Source organism: Solicola gregarius, assembly GCF_025790165.1.
GTDB classification, from domain to species: domain Bacteria; phylum Actinomycetota; class Actinomycetes; order Propionibacteriales; family Nocardioidaceae; genus Solicola; species Solicola gregarius.
Map to the genome: position 1 here is coordinate 3,986,363 of NZ_CP094970.1, position 12,377 is coordinate 3,998,739.

Consider the following 12,377-nt stretch of genomic DNA (forward strand, 5'->3'; position numbering starts at 1 on the left):
GCTGGGGCATGCCGGACGAGCAGTGCTCGCCGCCTACGCTGACGCCATGGAATGCACATGGTGATTCGCCGGACCTTCGCCCGTGGTCTGTTGCGGTTGGCGCGATGGAAGACCGTCGGAGCGGTGCCGCGCACCGGAATCCTCGTGGGCGCCCCGCACACCTCGAACTTCGACTGGGTGGCGATGTTGCTGCTGCTGTGGTCCGGCGGCGTGCAACCGCGGGTGCTCATCAAACGGCAACTGTTCCGCGGGCCGCTCGGGTGGCTGCTGAAGGCGACCGGCGGGATCCCGATCGACCGCGACGACGCGGGCGAGGTCGTACGTGAGCTGACCGAGCACGCGGCCACCGACGAGACCTTTGTCATCGTGCTGGCGGCCGAAGGCACGCGGCAGAAGCAGGAGTACTGGAAGTCCGGGTTCTACCGGCTCTCCCGCGACAGTGGCCTGCCGATCTCGCTCGGCTTCATCGATGGCCCGAGTCGCACGATGGGCTTCGGGCCGACGCTCGAGCTCACCGGCGATGTTGCGGCCGACATGGATGTCATCCGCGAGTTCTACGTCGACAAGCGCGGCGTACGTCCCGAGGGACGTACAGAGCCGCGGCTCCGAAACGAGACCAGCAGCCTCTAGCGGCGCGGTCCCGGTCTTTGGCGGTCAGGCGGGCGCTTCCGCGACGTCGGCCGGGTCGTCGTGCTCGGTGGCCGGGTGGCCGTCCTCGTCGAGACCCTTGTCGGCATGGCGAAGCATCGTATGTGCGCTGAGGAGTACGCCGACCGCCGCAAGCACGGCGAGCGAGCCGATGGCGAACGGCACGTGCAGGTTGAAGTGCTCGACCAGCTTGCCCGCCGCGAACGGAGCGAGGCCACCGCCGATGAAGCGCACGAACCCGTATGCCGCCGAGGCGACCGGCCGCTCGACCGGCGACACGATCATCACCGCCTGGGTCGTGAGCGTGTTGTTGATGCCGATGAAGATGCCGGCGATGATGACGGCGCTGACCAGAACCGTGCGTACGTCGGGCCAGATCGCGATGACCGCGAGGTCCACCGCGAAGAGCGTCAGGGCGACGTAGAGCGACGGCCCCGTGCCGAACCTCGTCTGCAACCGGGGCGCAACGGCGACCGAGCAGATCGCAACCAGCAGGCCCCAGCCGAAGAACACGAAGCCGAGCTGGATCGCCGACAGCTCCATCGGGAACGGCGCGTACCCGAGCATCGTGAAGAAGCCCCAGTTGTACAGCAGGGCGGCGATGCTCATCTTCAACAGTCCGTGATGTCGCAGCGCCTTGAGCGGCGCCGACAACGATGTCCGGTGTTCGGGTTTCGGCGTCGCGGGTAGCAGGATGAGCGTTGCAACCAGAGCGAGTGCCATCAACGCCGACACACCGAAGAACGGCCCTCGCCAGCTGATGTCGCCGAGCAGGCCGCCGAGGAGTGGTCCGGCGGCGATGCCGAGACCGAGCGCCGCTTCGTACAGCACGATCGCCCCGGCGAAGCCGCCGTGCGCGGACGCGACGATGACCGCGAGCGAGGTCGCGATGAAGAGCGCGTTGCCGAGTCCCCAACCGGCGCGGAACCCGATGATCCCGCCGATGGATCCGGAGAACCCGGCGAGCGCCGAGAAGGTGACGATGATCGCGAGGCCGGCGATGAGCGTGTGTTTGGCGCCGAGTCGGCTCGAGACCCAGTTCGTCCCGAGCATCGCGATGGCCGTGACGACGAGGTAGCTGGTGAACAGCAGGGTCACTTGGCTTGGAGAAGCGTCGAGCTGCGACGACAGCGCCGGCAGGATCGGATCGACGAGACCGATGCCCATGAAGGAGATGACGCACGCGAATGCGACGGCGTACACCGCCTTGGGCTGGCGGAACATGCTGACCGTGCGGCCGCGCTCGGCCGTGCTGGCTGTCACCGAGGGTCCTCCTTGGGTTGGAACGTTTGTGCGTGCGTGGCGTCGGCAAGTCGCTGCAGCGCGGGTAGTGCGTCGATGAGCAGGTCGAAGTCGTGCGGCTCGAGGGTGCCGAGCATGTCCGCGATCGTGGCTGCGTACTGCCGCCGGCGCTCGTCGACGAGCGCCTCGCCCGCCGGTGTGAGCCCGATGATGACGGCGCGTCCGTCGCTCGGGTCGGGCGTGCGGTTGACGAGGCCCTGCGACTCGAGTCGGCCGACGAGTCCGGTCATCGCCGGCTGGGTGACCGCCTCGTGCTGGGCGAGTGTCGTCAGGCGAAGGGGTCCGAGGCGGTAGAGCGCGCCGAGAGTCGATGCTGCCGTGCGGCTCAGGGTCGAGTCGGGAGTCATCCGACGCCAGGCAAGGAGGAGCGAGTCGAGTACCTCGGTGGCCTCCGCGAGCGCGGCCGGTCGGGACGTACGTTGTGGCACGCAACCATTTGTATCACATGGTTATGTAGTTGCCGGCTTCCTCCGTCGCTCGATCGGCTGACTTGAAACAGCCTTCGTCATGCATGCATAATGCCTGCATGGTTCAACTCACGATCCGCGACGTTCCCGAAGAGGTCAAGGACGCACTCGCAACCGCCGCGAGTGCCCGCAGCCAGTCGCTGCAGGCGTACGCACTAGGTGTGCTCACGCGCGAGGCCAGCTTCATGAACAACGCGGCCGTGATCGTCGAGATCGAGGGTGACGTCGGTCATCTGGTCGGTGATGACGCGCCAAGCGCTGCGGAGGTTCTCGCCCAGGAGCGAGCGCGCCGCGCGTGATAGTCGTCGATGCATCCGCGCTCATCGAGTTGCTGGTTTACGAGGGCAGTCGTGGCCAGCGTGCGCGTGACGTCCTTTCCCGCGACGAGGTGTGGTGTGCCCCCGAGCACTGGAAGGCGGAGGTCTTCTCGGCGGTGCGCGGCCTCATGTTGGGTGGTCAGTTGGGGGAGGTGTACGCGTCGCGGGCAATCACTCGCCTGCCGATGCTTGCCGTTGAGGGGGTCGACCTGAACGGTCTGCTGAACGGCATGTGGCAACTGCGTCATGAGGTCAGCGGCTACGACGCGGCGTACGTCGCGCTCGCGCAGCAGCGCAGGCTGACGCTCGTCACGGCCGATGCGCACCTCGCGCGTGCGGCTGTCCGTCACTGCCGCGTCGAGTCGCTCGAGTGAGGCAACGTAGTGGCGTGCGAGGTTCCCCGGCGCACGCGCCGTAGGCTGGTTGGGTGCCGTTTGCACTTACCCTGATCGACGACATCCGCTGGCGTGGCGATCCCGTCGTCGGTGAGCGCCCACGCGCCCTGATCGGGGCGCTGGTCGACGCCGGCCCGGCCGGTCGCTCGTCCGATGCGCTGATCGACGACGTCTGGGGCGACGAGCCCCCCGCGAATCCCACGAAGGCCCTGCAGGTACAGGTCTCTCGGGTTCGCTCGGCGACCGACCACCGGCTGATCGAACGCTCCGCGACCGGGTACCGGCTCGGGCTCGCTCGTGACGAGGTCGACGTGCTGACGCACGCCGACCTTCGTGCCGCGGCGCGTGCGGCGTACGAGTCGGGCCAGCTCGACAAGGCTCTGGTGACCGCGCAACGGGCGCTCGAGATCGGTCCGGCCGACGATCTTCGTACCCTCGTCGCGCTGGCCCGGAGCCGCGGCGGTGACCACGCGGCCGCCCTCCCGGTACTCGAGGAGCTGGCGGCGGCCAACCCGGCCGACGAAGACGTGCTCGCCTGCCTGCTGCACAGCGAAGCGGCCGTGCGCGGACCCGCCGCCGCACTCGAGCGGTACGAGCAGTATCGCGCGGCGCTCGCCGATCGTCTCGGCACCGATCCGGGTCCGGCGATCCAGGATGTGTATCGCGAGCTGCTGGCGGCGGATCGGCCCGTACGCGACGGCGTTCTGTACGACGGCACCACGCTGCTCGGCCGGGACGGCGACATCCGGGCGCTTCGGGCCCTGATCGCGTCATCGCGGGTCGTCTCCATCGTCGGCGCCGGCGGTCTGGGCAAGACCCGCCTCGCGCACGTGCTCGGCCGTGACGCCGAGCAACCGGTGGTCCACTTCGTCGAGCTGGTGGGCGTGACGGCGCCGGAGGACGTCGTCGGCGAGGTCGGGTCCGTGCTCGGAGTGCGCGATTCGGTCATTGCGCGTCAGTCACTCACGCCCGAGCAGCGCGCAGACGTACGATCGCGGATCGCGCAGCATCTGGCGGCGGCGCCGAGCCTGCTGATCCTCGACAACTGCGAGCACCTGGTCGATGCGGTCGCCGATCTGGTGGCGTTCCTGGTCGCGGCGACCCGCAACGTCCATGTCGTGACGACGACGCGGGCACCGCTGAACATCGCGGCGGAGCGGGTGTACGCACTGAGCGAGCTGCAGCGTGGCGACGCCTCGGAGCTCTTTCGGGAGCGCGCAGTTGCCGCGCGGCCGAACGTCGTGCTGGACGCGGAGACCGTCACCGAGATCGTGATCCGGCTCGACGGCCTGCCGCTCGCGATCGAGCTCGCGGCGGCCAAGGTGCGGGTCATGTCAGTCGAGGACATCGCCCGGCGCCTCGAGAATCGATTCGCGCTCCTCCGCGGCGGCGACCGAACGGCGCCCGACCGCCATCAGACGTTGCTGGCGGTCATCGACTGGTCCTGGAACCTGCTCGACGAACCCGAGCGCCGGGCTCTCCGGTGGCTGTCGCTCTTTCATGACGGGTTCACGTACGAGGCCGCGGAGGCAGTGCTCGGCCCCGCCGCGATGGACAGCGTGGAGAGCCTCGTAGAGCAGTCGCTGCTGTCGGTGCACGACTCCGGGCACAGCGTGCGATACCGAATGCTCGAGACCGTACGGGAGTTCGGCCGGATGCAGCTCATCGACGCGGGCGAGGACGCCGAAGCGAGCCGCGCACAGCGAGCGTGGATGCGCGCGTACGCCGACCGCTACTTCGATCTCCTCTGGGGGAGTGAGCAGGTCGCTGCGATGGATGCGCTGCGGGCAGAGGAGGGCAACCTGGCCGACCTGCTCCGGCAGGCGCTCGCCGAGCCCGACCCCGAGACCGTCGTCGTGCTGTTCTCCACTGCCGCGTCGTTCTGGTCGATCGTCGGCGAGCACGGGCGGATCATCGCCCTCCTCGAAGCGCTCGAGGAAGCGCTGGACGACTGGACGCCGCCGGACGAGCTCGTCGACCAGGCCCGGGTGGCCCTGAGCGTCGCGCTCACGAACGCCGCGATCGCGGTCCCGTCGGCGCACAAGATCGCGCGCGACCTGTTGGCTCGATTGGGATCGGACTCCGAGCGCCCGGCCGTAAGGGCCATCTGCAAAGTGACGCTCGCGTTCGATCCTGCCGATCCCGACGAAACGGTCAAACGGATGGAGGAGCTCTCCGAGAGCCCCGAGGGGTTCGTCGCGATGCAGGCATTGCAGTACCACAGCCACTTCCTCGAGAACGACGGCCACGCGGTCGAGTCGGTCGCGGCCGCGAAGCGTGCGCTGGCCTTGTGGCGGCCCGACGACGGACCGTGGATCGGCGCGATCCTGCGTACGTTCCTCGCCCAGATGCTCAGCCAGCTCGGTGAGTACGACGCGGCCGCCGAGTACGCACGCGCGGCGATCCCGGTGCTTGACCGGCTCGAGTCGATCGACGACGCCATCCAGAGTCGAGCCGTGCTCGCCTGCCAGGCGATGCTGCAGGGGCGGCTCGACGACGCCGAGCAGCTGTTCGTCGAGATCGAGGAGCTCGACGAGCATCGCCCGGGATTCGGCAGCGGCGCGATCCTGGCCATGGGGCGAGCCGAGCTGTTGCTGCTGCGTGGTGACATCGAGGACGGCCTCGCTGCGTACAACGCGGGTATCGAGCGAGTGCAGGCCGTCCGACTCCCCATCCTGGGCGAGGAGTTCGAGGGTCTCGAGCCGTGGATCCTCGCGGCCGAGGCGTCGGCACTCGCCGCGTACGCCCTGCATGGCACGGGTGACGATGGGCGCGACCTCTGGCGGAGGATGCTGGCGAAGGCGGGGCGCGCGGCACGGCCGAGTCGTCGCCACCTGGACTACCCGGTGCTCGGAGTGGTGTTCTTCGGTCTCGGCATGTGGGCGCTGCACCGCAAGGCCTTGCCGCCGCAGGACGCCGTGCGACTGTGCGTCCTCGCCGAGCGGTTCGGCTACAGCCGTCGCGTACCGACCCTGTCGTGGGACAACGCCGTTGCTGCGGCGGAGCGGTTCGCGCCCGGGATGCTTGACGAGCTCGCCGACGAGTACGGAGACCGTCGCGGCCGCGAGCTGCTGACCGATGCCCGTGACCTCATCACCCGCCTGACGCCCGAACCACGCTGAGACGCGCGAAAGTCCCCGCCCCCACGCGACCTCCGCAGTGCAGAAGCCGCGCGTGGGCGGGGAGTTCCTCACGTCCCAGCGTTTACATCTTGCGCTGGTACGTCTTCACCGAGAGCGGGGCGAAGATCGCGATCACGGCCGCGCAGCCGAGCAGTGCCCAGCCGACCTCGGCGGTGACGGCCCCGTCGTTCGCAAGGTCTCGTACCGCGGTCACGACGTGCGAGACCGGGTTGATGTTCACGAACGCCTCCAGCCAGCCCGGCAGGGTGTCGGCCGGTACGAACGCGTTGGACAGGAAGGTCAGCGGGAACAGGATCATCATCGAGATGCCCTGCACGCTCTGCGCCGACCGTCCGATGGTCCCGATGAAGGCGAACGCCCAGGCGAGTGACCAGCCGGCGACGACGACCAGCAGGATCGCCGCGAGTACGCCGATGACCCCGCCTTCGGGCCGGTAGCCCATCGCGATACCGGCCGCGAACGTCAGCGATGCGGCGATCGTGTAACGCAGCAGGTCGGCCACCATCGGGCCGGCGAGCGGCGAGATCCGGGCGATCGGCAGCGACTTGAACCGGTCGAAGACGCCCTTGTCCATGTCCTCGCGCAACTGCACGCCGGTCGCCATACAGGTGGTGAGGGCGGTCTGCGCGAGGATGCCGGGCACCATCAGCGGGAGGTAGCTCGAAACGTCGCCGCTGATCGCGCCGCCGAAGATGTACGCGAACATCGCGGTGAACAGCAGCGGCTGGATCGTGACGTCGAAGAACTGCTCCGGGTTGCGGCGCATCTTCTTCGTCGCCCGCCAGGCCAGCGCGAGTGTCTGGCTGATGGTCTCTCCGAGCGAGATGTGGCGTCGCGTCGCAGCGACGGGATCGGCGAGACGTGATTCTGGTGCGAGGTCGACACCCCCGCGACCGGCCTCGCTCGTCATTAGTTCGGTCATGACGCAACCTCCTCGGTCTGCGTTTCATTCAGGTCTTGGGCGTCGTGCCCGGTGATCGCGAGGAACACCTCGTCGAGGCTGGGCTTCTGTACGCTCACCGATGCGATGGAGACGTTCGCCGAGCGCAGCGCGATGAGGACGTCGCCGGCCTGGTCTGCGGCCTCCATGGCCACGTTGAGCCGGGCGCGCTCCGGGCTGGGAACGGGTTCGACGTCGAGTACCTCGCGTACGACACCGCTCGCGACCGGGATGTCGGTCACGTCGGTGAGAACCAGCTGGAGCGTGGACACTCCGACCGACGACTTGAGCTCGTCGGAGGTGCCCTCGGCGACCTTCTTGCCGCGGTCGATGACCGCGATCCGGTCCGCGAGCTGGTCGGCCTCGTCGAGGTACTGCGACGTGAGCAGCACCGTGCAGCCGTCCTTGACGAGATCGCGGATGGTGTCCCACATCTGGCCACGGGTACGCGGGTCGAGTCCGGTCGTCGGCTCGTCGAGGAAGATCAGCGGCGGGCGGGTGATCAGGCTCGCCGCCAGATCGAGCCGGCGGCGCATGCCGCCGGAGAACTGCGAGATCGGCTTCTTCGCGGCGTCCTGCAGGTCGAACTGCTCCAGCAGGTCTGCTGCCGTACTCCTGGCGGTCGCCGACCGCAGGCCCTGCAGCCGGCCGAAGAGCCAGAGGTTCTCCGTCGCCGTCAGGTCCTCGTCGACCGACGCGTACTGACCTGTCACGCCGAGGAGTTGGCGAATGACGTGCGGCTCCTTCTGCACGTCAACGCCAAACACCTCGGCATGCCCCCCGTCGATGCGCAGCAGCGTTGCCAGCATCGAGAGCATGGTGGTCTTGCCGGCGCCATTGGGTCCCAGGACGCCGAACACCTCGCCGGTACGTACCTCGAGGTCGATCCCGTCGACGGCACGCTGGCCCCCGAACGTCTTGACGAGCCCCTCCGTACGCACCGCGGTGCGGGTTGCCGGGCGGATGGCCCGGGCTGAAGTCATGATGTCTGTGCTCATGCCGATAATCCTGCGGGCGCCCGGTTTCACACCGCCTTCACTCGGGTTTCACGCGGCTTCGCGCCGCCCACAGCGTTGTCCACAGCCGGCGAGTGGTCGCTGTACGTGGCGCCGGGTCGCCGACAGCCTTGGGCGCCATGAGTTCACGCAGACAAGACAACGGTTCGAAACGGCATCGGGGACGGCGGCGTCGTCGGACCGAGGGACGAGCGCTCGCTGCCGCCGCCATCGCTGTTCAGGAGCAGACGGCGGCGGCGGCCCGCGGCGACGCGGCGGGTGCGTTGGCCGCGCTTCGTCGGGGTGGCTGCCCGCCGGAGGCGATCGAGGCGCAGGAGCTGGGCTTCCTCGACCGTCTCGGCGGCGACGTACCCGACTGGCTGGTGGCGCGTTGGGCGTGCGACACGGCCCTCGGGTGGATGCTCGAGCGCCAGGACCACCGCATCGAGTCGGCCGCGTGGGCGGTCGTCGCAACGCACGAGCCACCGCCGCCGGGTACATCGCCGGAAGACATCGTCCGCCGCTTCCAGCTGATCGCCGCGTACGACGCGATCGCCCATCAGCAGGCGCTGTTCGAACTCGGCGGGCTCGCCGACTTCCTCGACGTACGCGCGGAGCCGCCGTTGCTCGAACGGGCTCCCCGGCTACGCGAGTGGTCGGTGCGACGTTGGTCGGTCCTCGAGCAGGTGGACCTGCGCAACGACGTCCTGCGCGTACGCGACGTCGTCACCGGCGACACGTACGACGTGCTGCACCTGGGTGCGGCGAACGGCGTCGGACGCGATGTGCTGCTGCTCGGCCGGGTCGCTCCGGTCGTGGCGCATCCCGGCTGGGTGTTCGTACACCGTCCGATGGCCGTCGATCCGGAGACCGCCCGGCGCCTCGTACGCCTCCTGCAATGCGAGAAGGTCGACGAGGACGAGGTCTTCGCGTGCATGGGCGACGCCGTCACGGACGGCCGGATGCCGCCCGCGCCTGGTATGCGCCTACGTACGTGGCTGTGGTCGGACACCCTGCTCGACCCCGGCGACTACGCGGCGGCCGGAATGGTCGACGGCCGGGTCACGACCGTCGACGACCAGGTGCGCAGGTTGGAGGCCGCCCTCCCCGAGCTCGAGTGCGACGACGAGCCGCCACATGGCGACGAGCCGGGCCGGCTGGTCGAGTTGCGCGAGCACGGCGTCGCGGACGACGTGGCGACCGGCGTCATGACCTGCGAGGCGGCCCTGCTGTTCGCCCGGCTGAACAGCGGCGGACACGTCGACGGGGGGCTGGAGGTCGCCGCCGTCAACGCCGCCAGCAACCTCTGGCATCCGCCCATCGTCGACGGAGTGCGCGAGCACGCGACGCCGCCGGACTCTGGCCCGCTGTGGCGCGACGTCGCGGCCTGCTTGGCGGAGCCGTTCCGCTCGCTGTGCCTCGGCTTCGCCGAGACCGCGGACGCGAAGTCGGCGGCCGCGTAGGTCAATCGCGTCGCCCCCCGCTGGGCCCGACGTTCGACGGGGACACGCGGGTGTGTCCCGCCCGAACGTCGTGCCCAGCGGGCGGTGGGACGACTACGGCGTGTCGATCGAGAGCGGCTCCACGCCGGCGTCCTCGAGCGCGGCCGGAAGGTCGCGTACCCAGCCGGCCGGGTCCGCCGATGCGCGCCTGCCGGCGGGTACGTAGACCGTCGCCGTGTCACCCGAGCGGGCGACGCGTACGTCGGCACCGTGTCCGCGCAGCACATCCGTCGCCGCCGCGACGTCTGCGTCGGCGACCCGCACCGCGACCGCGGGGTCGTACACCCGGTCCAGCCTGCTCGCCGCGCCGCGGGCTCGCTCGACGTCCGCCGCCCGTGCGTTCGACTCGGCACGCGGCGCCAGGTCGGCCTGCCGTGCCTGCGTACCGCGTGAGGTGAGGATCGCGTTGTAGAGCAGCCGCGCCGTGCCGTCGGAGAACGCCCGGAAGTTCGGGTCCGACGCGAAGACGGTGACATCACCGCTGCCGACGGGCTCGCTGACCTCGAACGCGGTCTCGCCGAGCTCCTCGGCGCCCTCCTGGTAGCCCGATACGTACCAGTCGTCGGAGTCGGCGGCGGGGTAGGCAGCGACGACGTCCGCGGGATCGCCCGCCGCCATCAGCGGGTCGGAGTCGTACATCACCCAGTCGTCGGAACCAACGCCCTTCGTGAGCGGTGAGTTGCCCGAGACGTTCGTCCGGAACAAGGTGCCCGGTGCCTGCCCGGTGGGCTCCGTCAGCACCGCGGTGGAGAGCCCGAGCTGGGCCGCGAGCTCCGTCCCGCCCTGCCAGCCGATCAGGTGACCGCCCTGGTCGACCCACGTACGTAGGGCGTCCGCACCCTCCGCACCGATCAGGTCGGCCATCCGCTCGGCGTCGGTGTCGGGCACGATGAGCGTGTCGAGCCCCGACAGCGTCGACTCCGAAACCTGCGACGGTCGTACGTCGACGTTCGGAACCTCCCAGTCACGGTCGAGGCGCCAACGCAGCCAGCCGGCGCTCTGCGACGGCCGGAACGGGCTCGAGTCGCGACTCAGAACGCCCACCTCGGGCAGCTTCTGCGGCAGCGGCATCGGCCCCACCTTCTGCCGGGGGAGCGGAGCGAGCGCGGACTGCTGCACCTTCGTGCCGGTGTACCCGCCTTCGAGGTTCGATAGCAGAGCCATGCTCCAGCCGCTCACGTCGTAGAAGTACGGGAACGGCACGTACGTGTTCTCGTTCAGCATCGCCTGCACCCAGTGCTTCTCGGCCTGGTCCATCGGGATCCAGTACGTGCCGCGCTGCATGGTGGCGTCGTCGGGTGTACGCCCGTACTCGGTGAAGTCGGAGACGTGTACCGGTTTGGTGAGGCGGTAGACCTTGACCCCGGCGTCCTGCAGGCGCTGCACGACGACGGCGAGGTCGCGCTTCTTGGCGACCGTGCCGCTGGACAGGAAGTATCCGCAGACGCGCATGCTCGGCACCGGCTGCTGGACCGTGTTGCCGGGGTTGTAGACCTCGTTCGGTTCCAGGCGGCACTGCCTGCCCTGCCGCTCGGCCTGCACGTAGCCCTTGTGCCAGTCGGTGACGATGCTCTTACGGTGCGTCGCACCTGCGTACAGCGACGAGATGCCGGAGAGGTAGTGCTTGTACGTCTGGTCGGGGTACGCCGCGTCCTGACCGACCTCGAACGTCATCCCTGCCGCGCCGAACTGCGTCGTCGGCACGCTGTCGCCGTACCCCTGGAAGAACAGGTCGTATCCGGACTCGTACGTCTCGAAGTCGAGGCCCTCGGCCGTGAACGACGCGGCGTTCGCGGCGCCGTACAGGTTGTTGATCCAGCCGACCGACTGGCTGCTGGTCTCGTGGTAGGTCGGGTCGGTGTTCGGCGGGAAGAAGTACCCGTCGCCGCCCATGCCGTGCTCGTCGATGAACAGCTGCGGTGGGTATTTCCGGAGCAGGTCGAGCTTGGCGTTCGTCTCGGGCTGGGTCTGCGAGAACCAGTCCCGGTTCATGTCGAACGCGTAGCTGTTCTCCCGCGTATCGGCGGTGCGACCGTCGGGGTTCTGGCTCGGGATGAACCCGACCAGGGCGTTGTCGGTGATGCGCTTCGCCACGCAGTCGGTGCGATCGGCGAGCTCGTACATGATCTGCAGTCCCGCGTCGCCCGCGGCGGCCTCGTCGCCGTGCACATTGCCCGTGAGCCAGAGGATCGCCGGCATCCGCTTCTGGATCGCCTTCGCCTGGCCCCGCGGCAGGCTCGGATCGCGCAGTTTCGCTGCGTCGCTCGCGATCTTGCGAAGCCGGGCGGGCTTGACGTTGCCCTTCGTACTGAGCAGGGCGTACTTGAGCGGGGTGCCGGTGGCAGTGCGGCCGGCGGTGCCGCTCACGACCTTGTCGCTGGAGCGGTCGATCACGTTCATGTACTTGTACAGCTGGCGCACGGTCGTCTGATGGCTGCCCAGCTCGAAGCCGAGTGACTCCTGCGGGCTCGGCACATCGCCCGCATACCTCGGCGTCGTGGTGAGTACGCCGCAGGCGGCCTTCCGCGCAGCGTCACCGCTCGGTGGATCTGCCGCACCGGGCGTTGTACCAGCGGCGACGACACCACCTCCGGCGAGCAGCGCCATCGTGGCCACACCGATTCTGATCCGACCCATGGTTCCCTCTCGTTCGGGCCCGATCGACGGG

General features: G+C 69.1%; 10 protein-coding genes. 5 read left to right on the top strand and 5 right to left on the bottom strand.

What is annotated here, in order from left to right:
• The first annotated feature begins 57 nt into the window (after nucleotides 1–57).
• Nucleotides 58–630, top strand: coding sequence for a 1-acyl-sn-glycerol-3-phosphate acyltransferase (locus L0C25_RS19470; RefSeq protein ID WP_271633439.1), 573 nt, complete (start codon nucleotides 58–60; stop codon nucleotides 628–630).
• 24 nt (nucleotides 631–654) lie between these two features.
• On the opposite strand, the gene L0C25_RS19475 is transcribed toward L0C25_RS19470, so the two are convergent.
• On the bottom strand, nucleotides 655–1,911 hold the full coding sequence (locus tag L0C25_RS19475; RefSeq protein ID WP_271633440.1) for an MFS transporter: 1,257 nt from the start codon (nucleotides 1,909–1,911) through the stop codon (nucleotides 655–657).
• Nucleotides 1,908–2,378: a MarR family winged helix-turn-helix transcriptional regulator gene (locus L0C25_RS19480; RefSeq protein ID WP_271633441.1), complete on the bottom strand. Its 471-nt coding sequence runs from the start codon at nucleotides 2,376–2,378 to the stop codon at nucleotides 1,908–1,910. Before L0C25_RS19480 ends, L0C25_RS19475 begins: the two co-directional genes overlap by 4 nt.
• Before the next feature lie 98 nt (nucleotides 2,379–2,476).
• Between L0C25_RS19480 and L0C25_RS19485 the strand changes: the two genes are divergently transcribed.
• The 3 genes from L0C25_RS19485 to L0C25_RS19495 are packed head-to-tail and all read left to right on the top strand — an operon-like array spanning nucleotide 2,477 to nucleotide 6,251.
• The gene (locus L0C25_RS19485; protein WP_271633442.1) at nucleotides 2,477–2,716 is read left to right on the top strand and encodes a FitA-like ribbon-helix-helix domain-containing protein; all 240 of its coding nucleotides are present in this window, start codon (nucleotides 2,477–2,479) and stop codon (nucleotides 2,714–2,716) included.
• Nucleotides 2,713–3,108 carry a type II toxin-antitoxin system VapC family toxin gene (locus L0C25_RS19490; protein WP_271633443.1) on the top strand — a complete coding sequence of 132 codons (396 nt, stop codon included), beginning with the start codon at nucleotides 2,713–2,715 and terminating at the stop codon, nucleotides 3,106–3,108. The genes L0C25_RS19485 and L0C25_RS19490 overlap by 4 nt, the downstream gene beginning before the upstream one ends.
• A 53-nt stretch (nucleotides 3,109–3,161) precedes the next feature.
• Nucleotides 3,162–6,251: an ATP-binding protein gene (locus L0C25_RS19495; protein ID WP_271633444.1), complete on the top strand. Its 3,090-nt coding sequence runs from the start codon at nucleotides 3,162–3,164 to the stop codon at nucleotides 6,249–6,251.
• An 82-nt stretch (nucleotides 6,252–6,333) separates the two neighbouring features.
• Here the strand turns inward: L0C25_RS19495 and L0C25_RS19500 are convergent, their stop codons facing one another.
• Together L0C25_RS19500 and L0C25_RS19505 are read right to left on the bottom strand one after the other, a co-directional pair.
• Complete coding sequence (locus tag L0C25_RS19500) at nucleotides 6,334–7,194, bottom strand: ABC transporter permease (RefSeq protein ID WP_271633445.1); 861 nt, start codon at nucleotides 7,192–7,194, stop codon at nucleotides 6,334–6,336.
• Nucleotides 7,191–8,210 carry an ATP-binding cassette domain-containing protein gene (locus L0C25_RS19505; protein WP_271633446.1) on the bottom strand — a complete coding sequence of 340 codons (1,020 nt, stop codon included), beginning with the start codon at nucleotides 8,208–8,210 and terminating at the stop codon, nucleotides 7,191–7,193. The genes L0C25_RS19500 and L0C25_RS19505 overlap by 4 nt, the downstream gene beginning before the upstream one ends.
• A gap of 137 nt (nucleotides 8,211–8,347) precedes the next feature.
• Here L0C25_RS19505 and L0C25_RS19510 point away from each other — a divergent pair, with 137 nt between their 5' ends.
• Nucleotides 8,348–9,670, top strand: a complete 1,323-nt coding sequence (locus tag L0C25_RS19510) for a hypothetical protein (protein ID WP_271633447.1) — start codon at nucleotides 8,348–8,350, stop codon at nucleotides 9,668–9,670.
• Between the two features lie 93 nt (nucleotides 9,671–9,763).
• Here the strand turns inward: L0C25_RS19510 and L0C25_RS19515 are convergent, their stop codons facing one another.
• Nucleotides 9,764–12,346 (bottom strand): M14 family zinc carboxypeptidase, encoded by a 2,583-nt coding sequence (locus L0C25_RS19515; RefSeq protein WP_271633448.1) that lies wholly within the window; start codon nucleotides 12,344–12,346, stop codon nucleotides 9,764–9,766.
• Between the last annotated feature and the right edge of the window lie 31 nt (nucleotides 12,347–12,377).

What these genes read in the sequence shown, in the direction of transcription:
- L0C25_RS19500 (WP_271633445.1), bottom strand. Translation starts at nt 7,194, where the DNA reads ATGACCGAACTAATGACGAGCGAGGCCGGTCGCGGGGGTGTCGACCTC.
- L0C25_RS19510 (WP_271633447.1), top strand. Translation starts at nt 8,348, where the DNA reads ATGAGTTCACGCAGACAAGACAACGGTTCGAAACGGCATCGGGGACGG.
- L0C25_RS19515 (WP_271633448.1), bottom strand. Translation starts at nt 12,346, where the DNA reads ATGGGTCGGATCAGAATCGGTGTGGCCACGATGGCGCTGCTCGCCGGA.
- L0C25_RS19470 (WP_271633439.1), top strand. Translation starts at nt 58, where the DNA reads ATGGTGATTCGCCGGACCTTCGCCCGTGGTCTGTTGCGGTTGGCGCGA.
- L0C25_RS19485 (WP_271633442.1), top strand. Translation starts at nt 2,477, where the DNA reads ATGGTTCAACTCACGATCCGCGACGTTCCCGAAGAGGTCAAGGACGCA.
- L0C25_RS19505 (WP_271633446.1), bottom strand. Translation starts at nt 8,210, where the DNA reads ATGAGCACAGACATCATGACTTCAGCCCGGGCCATCCGCCCGGCAACC.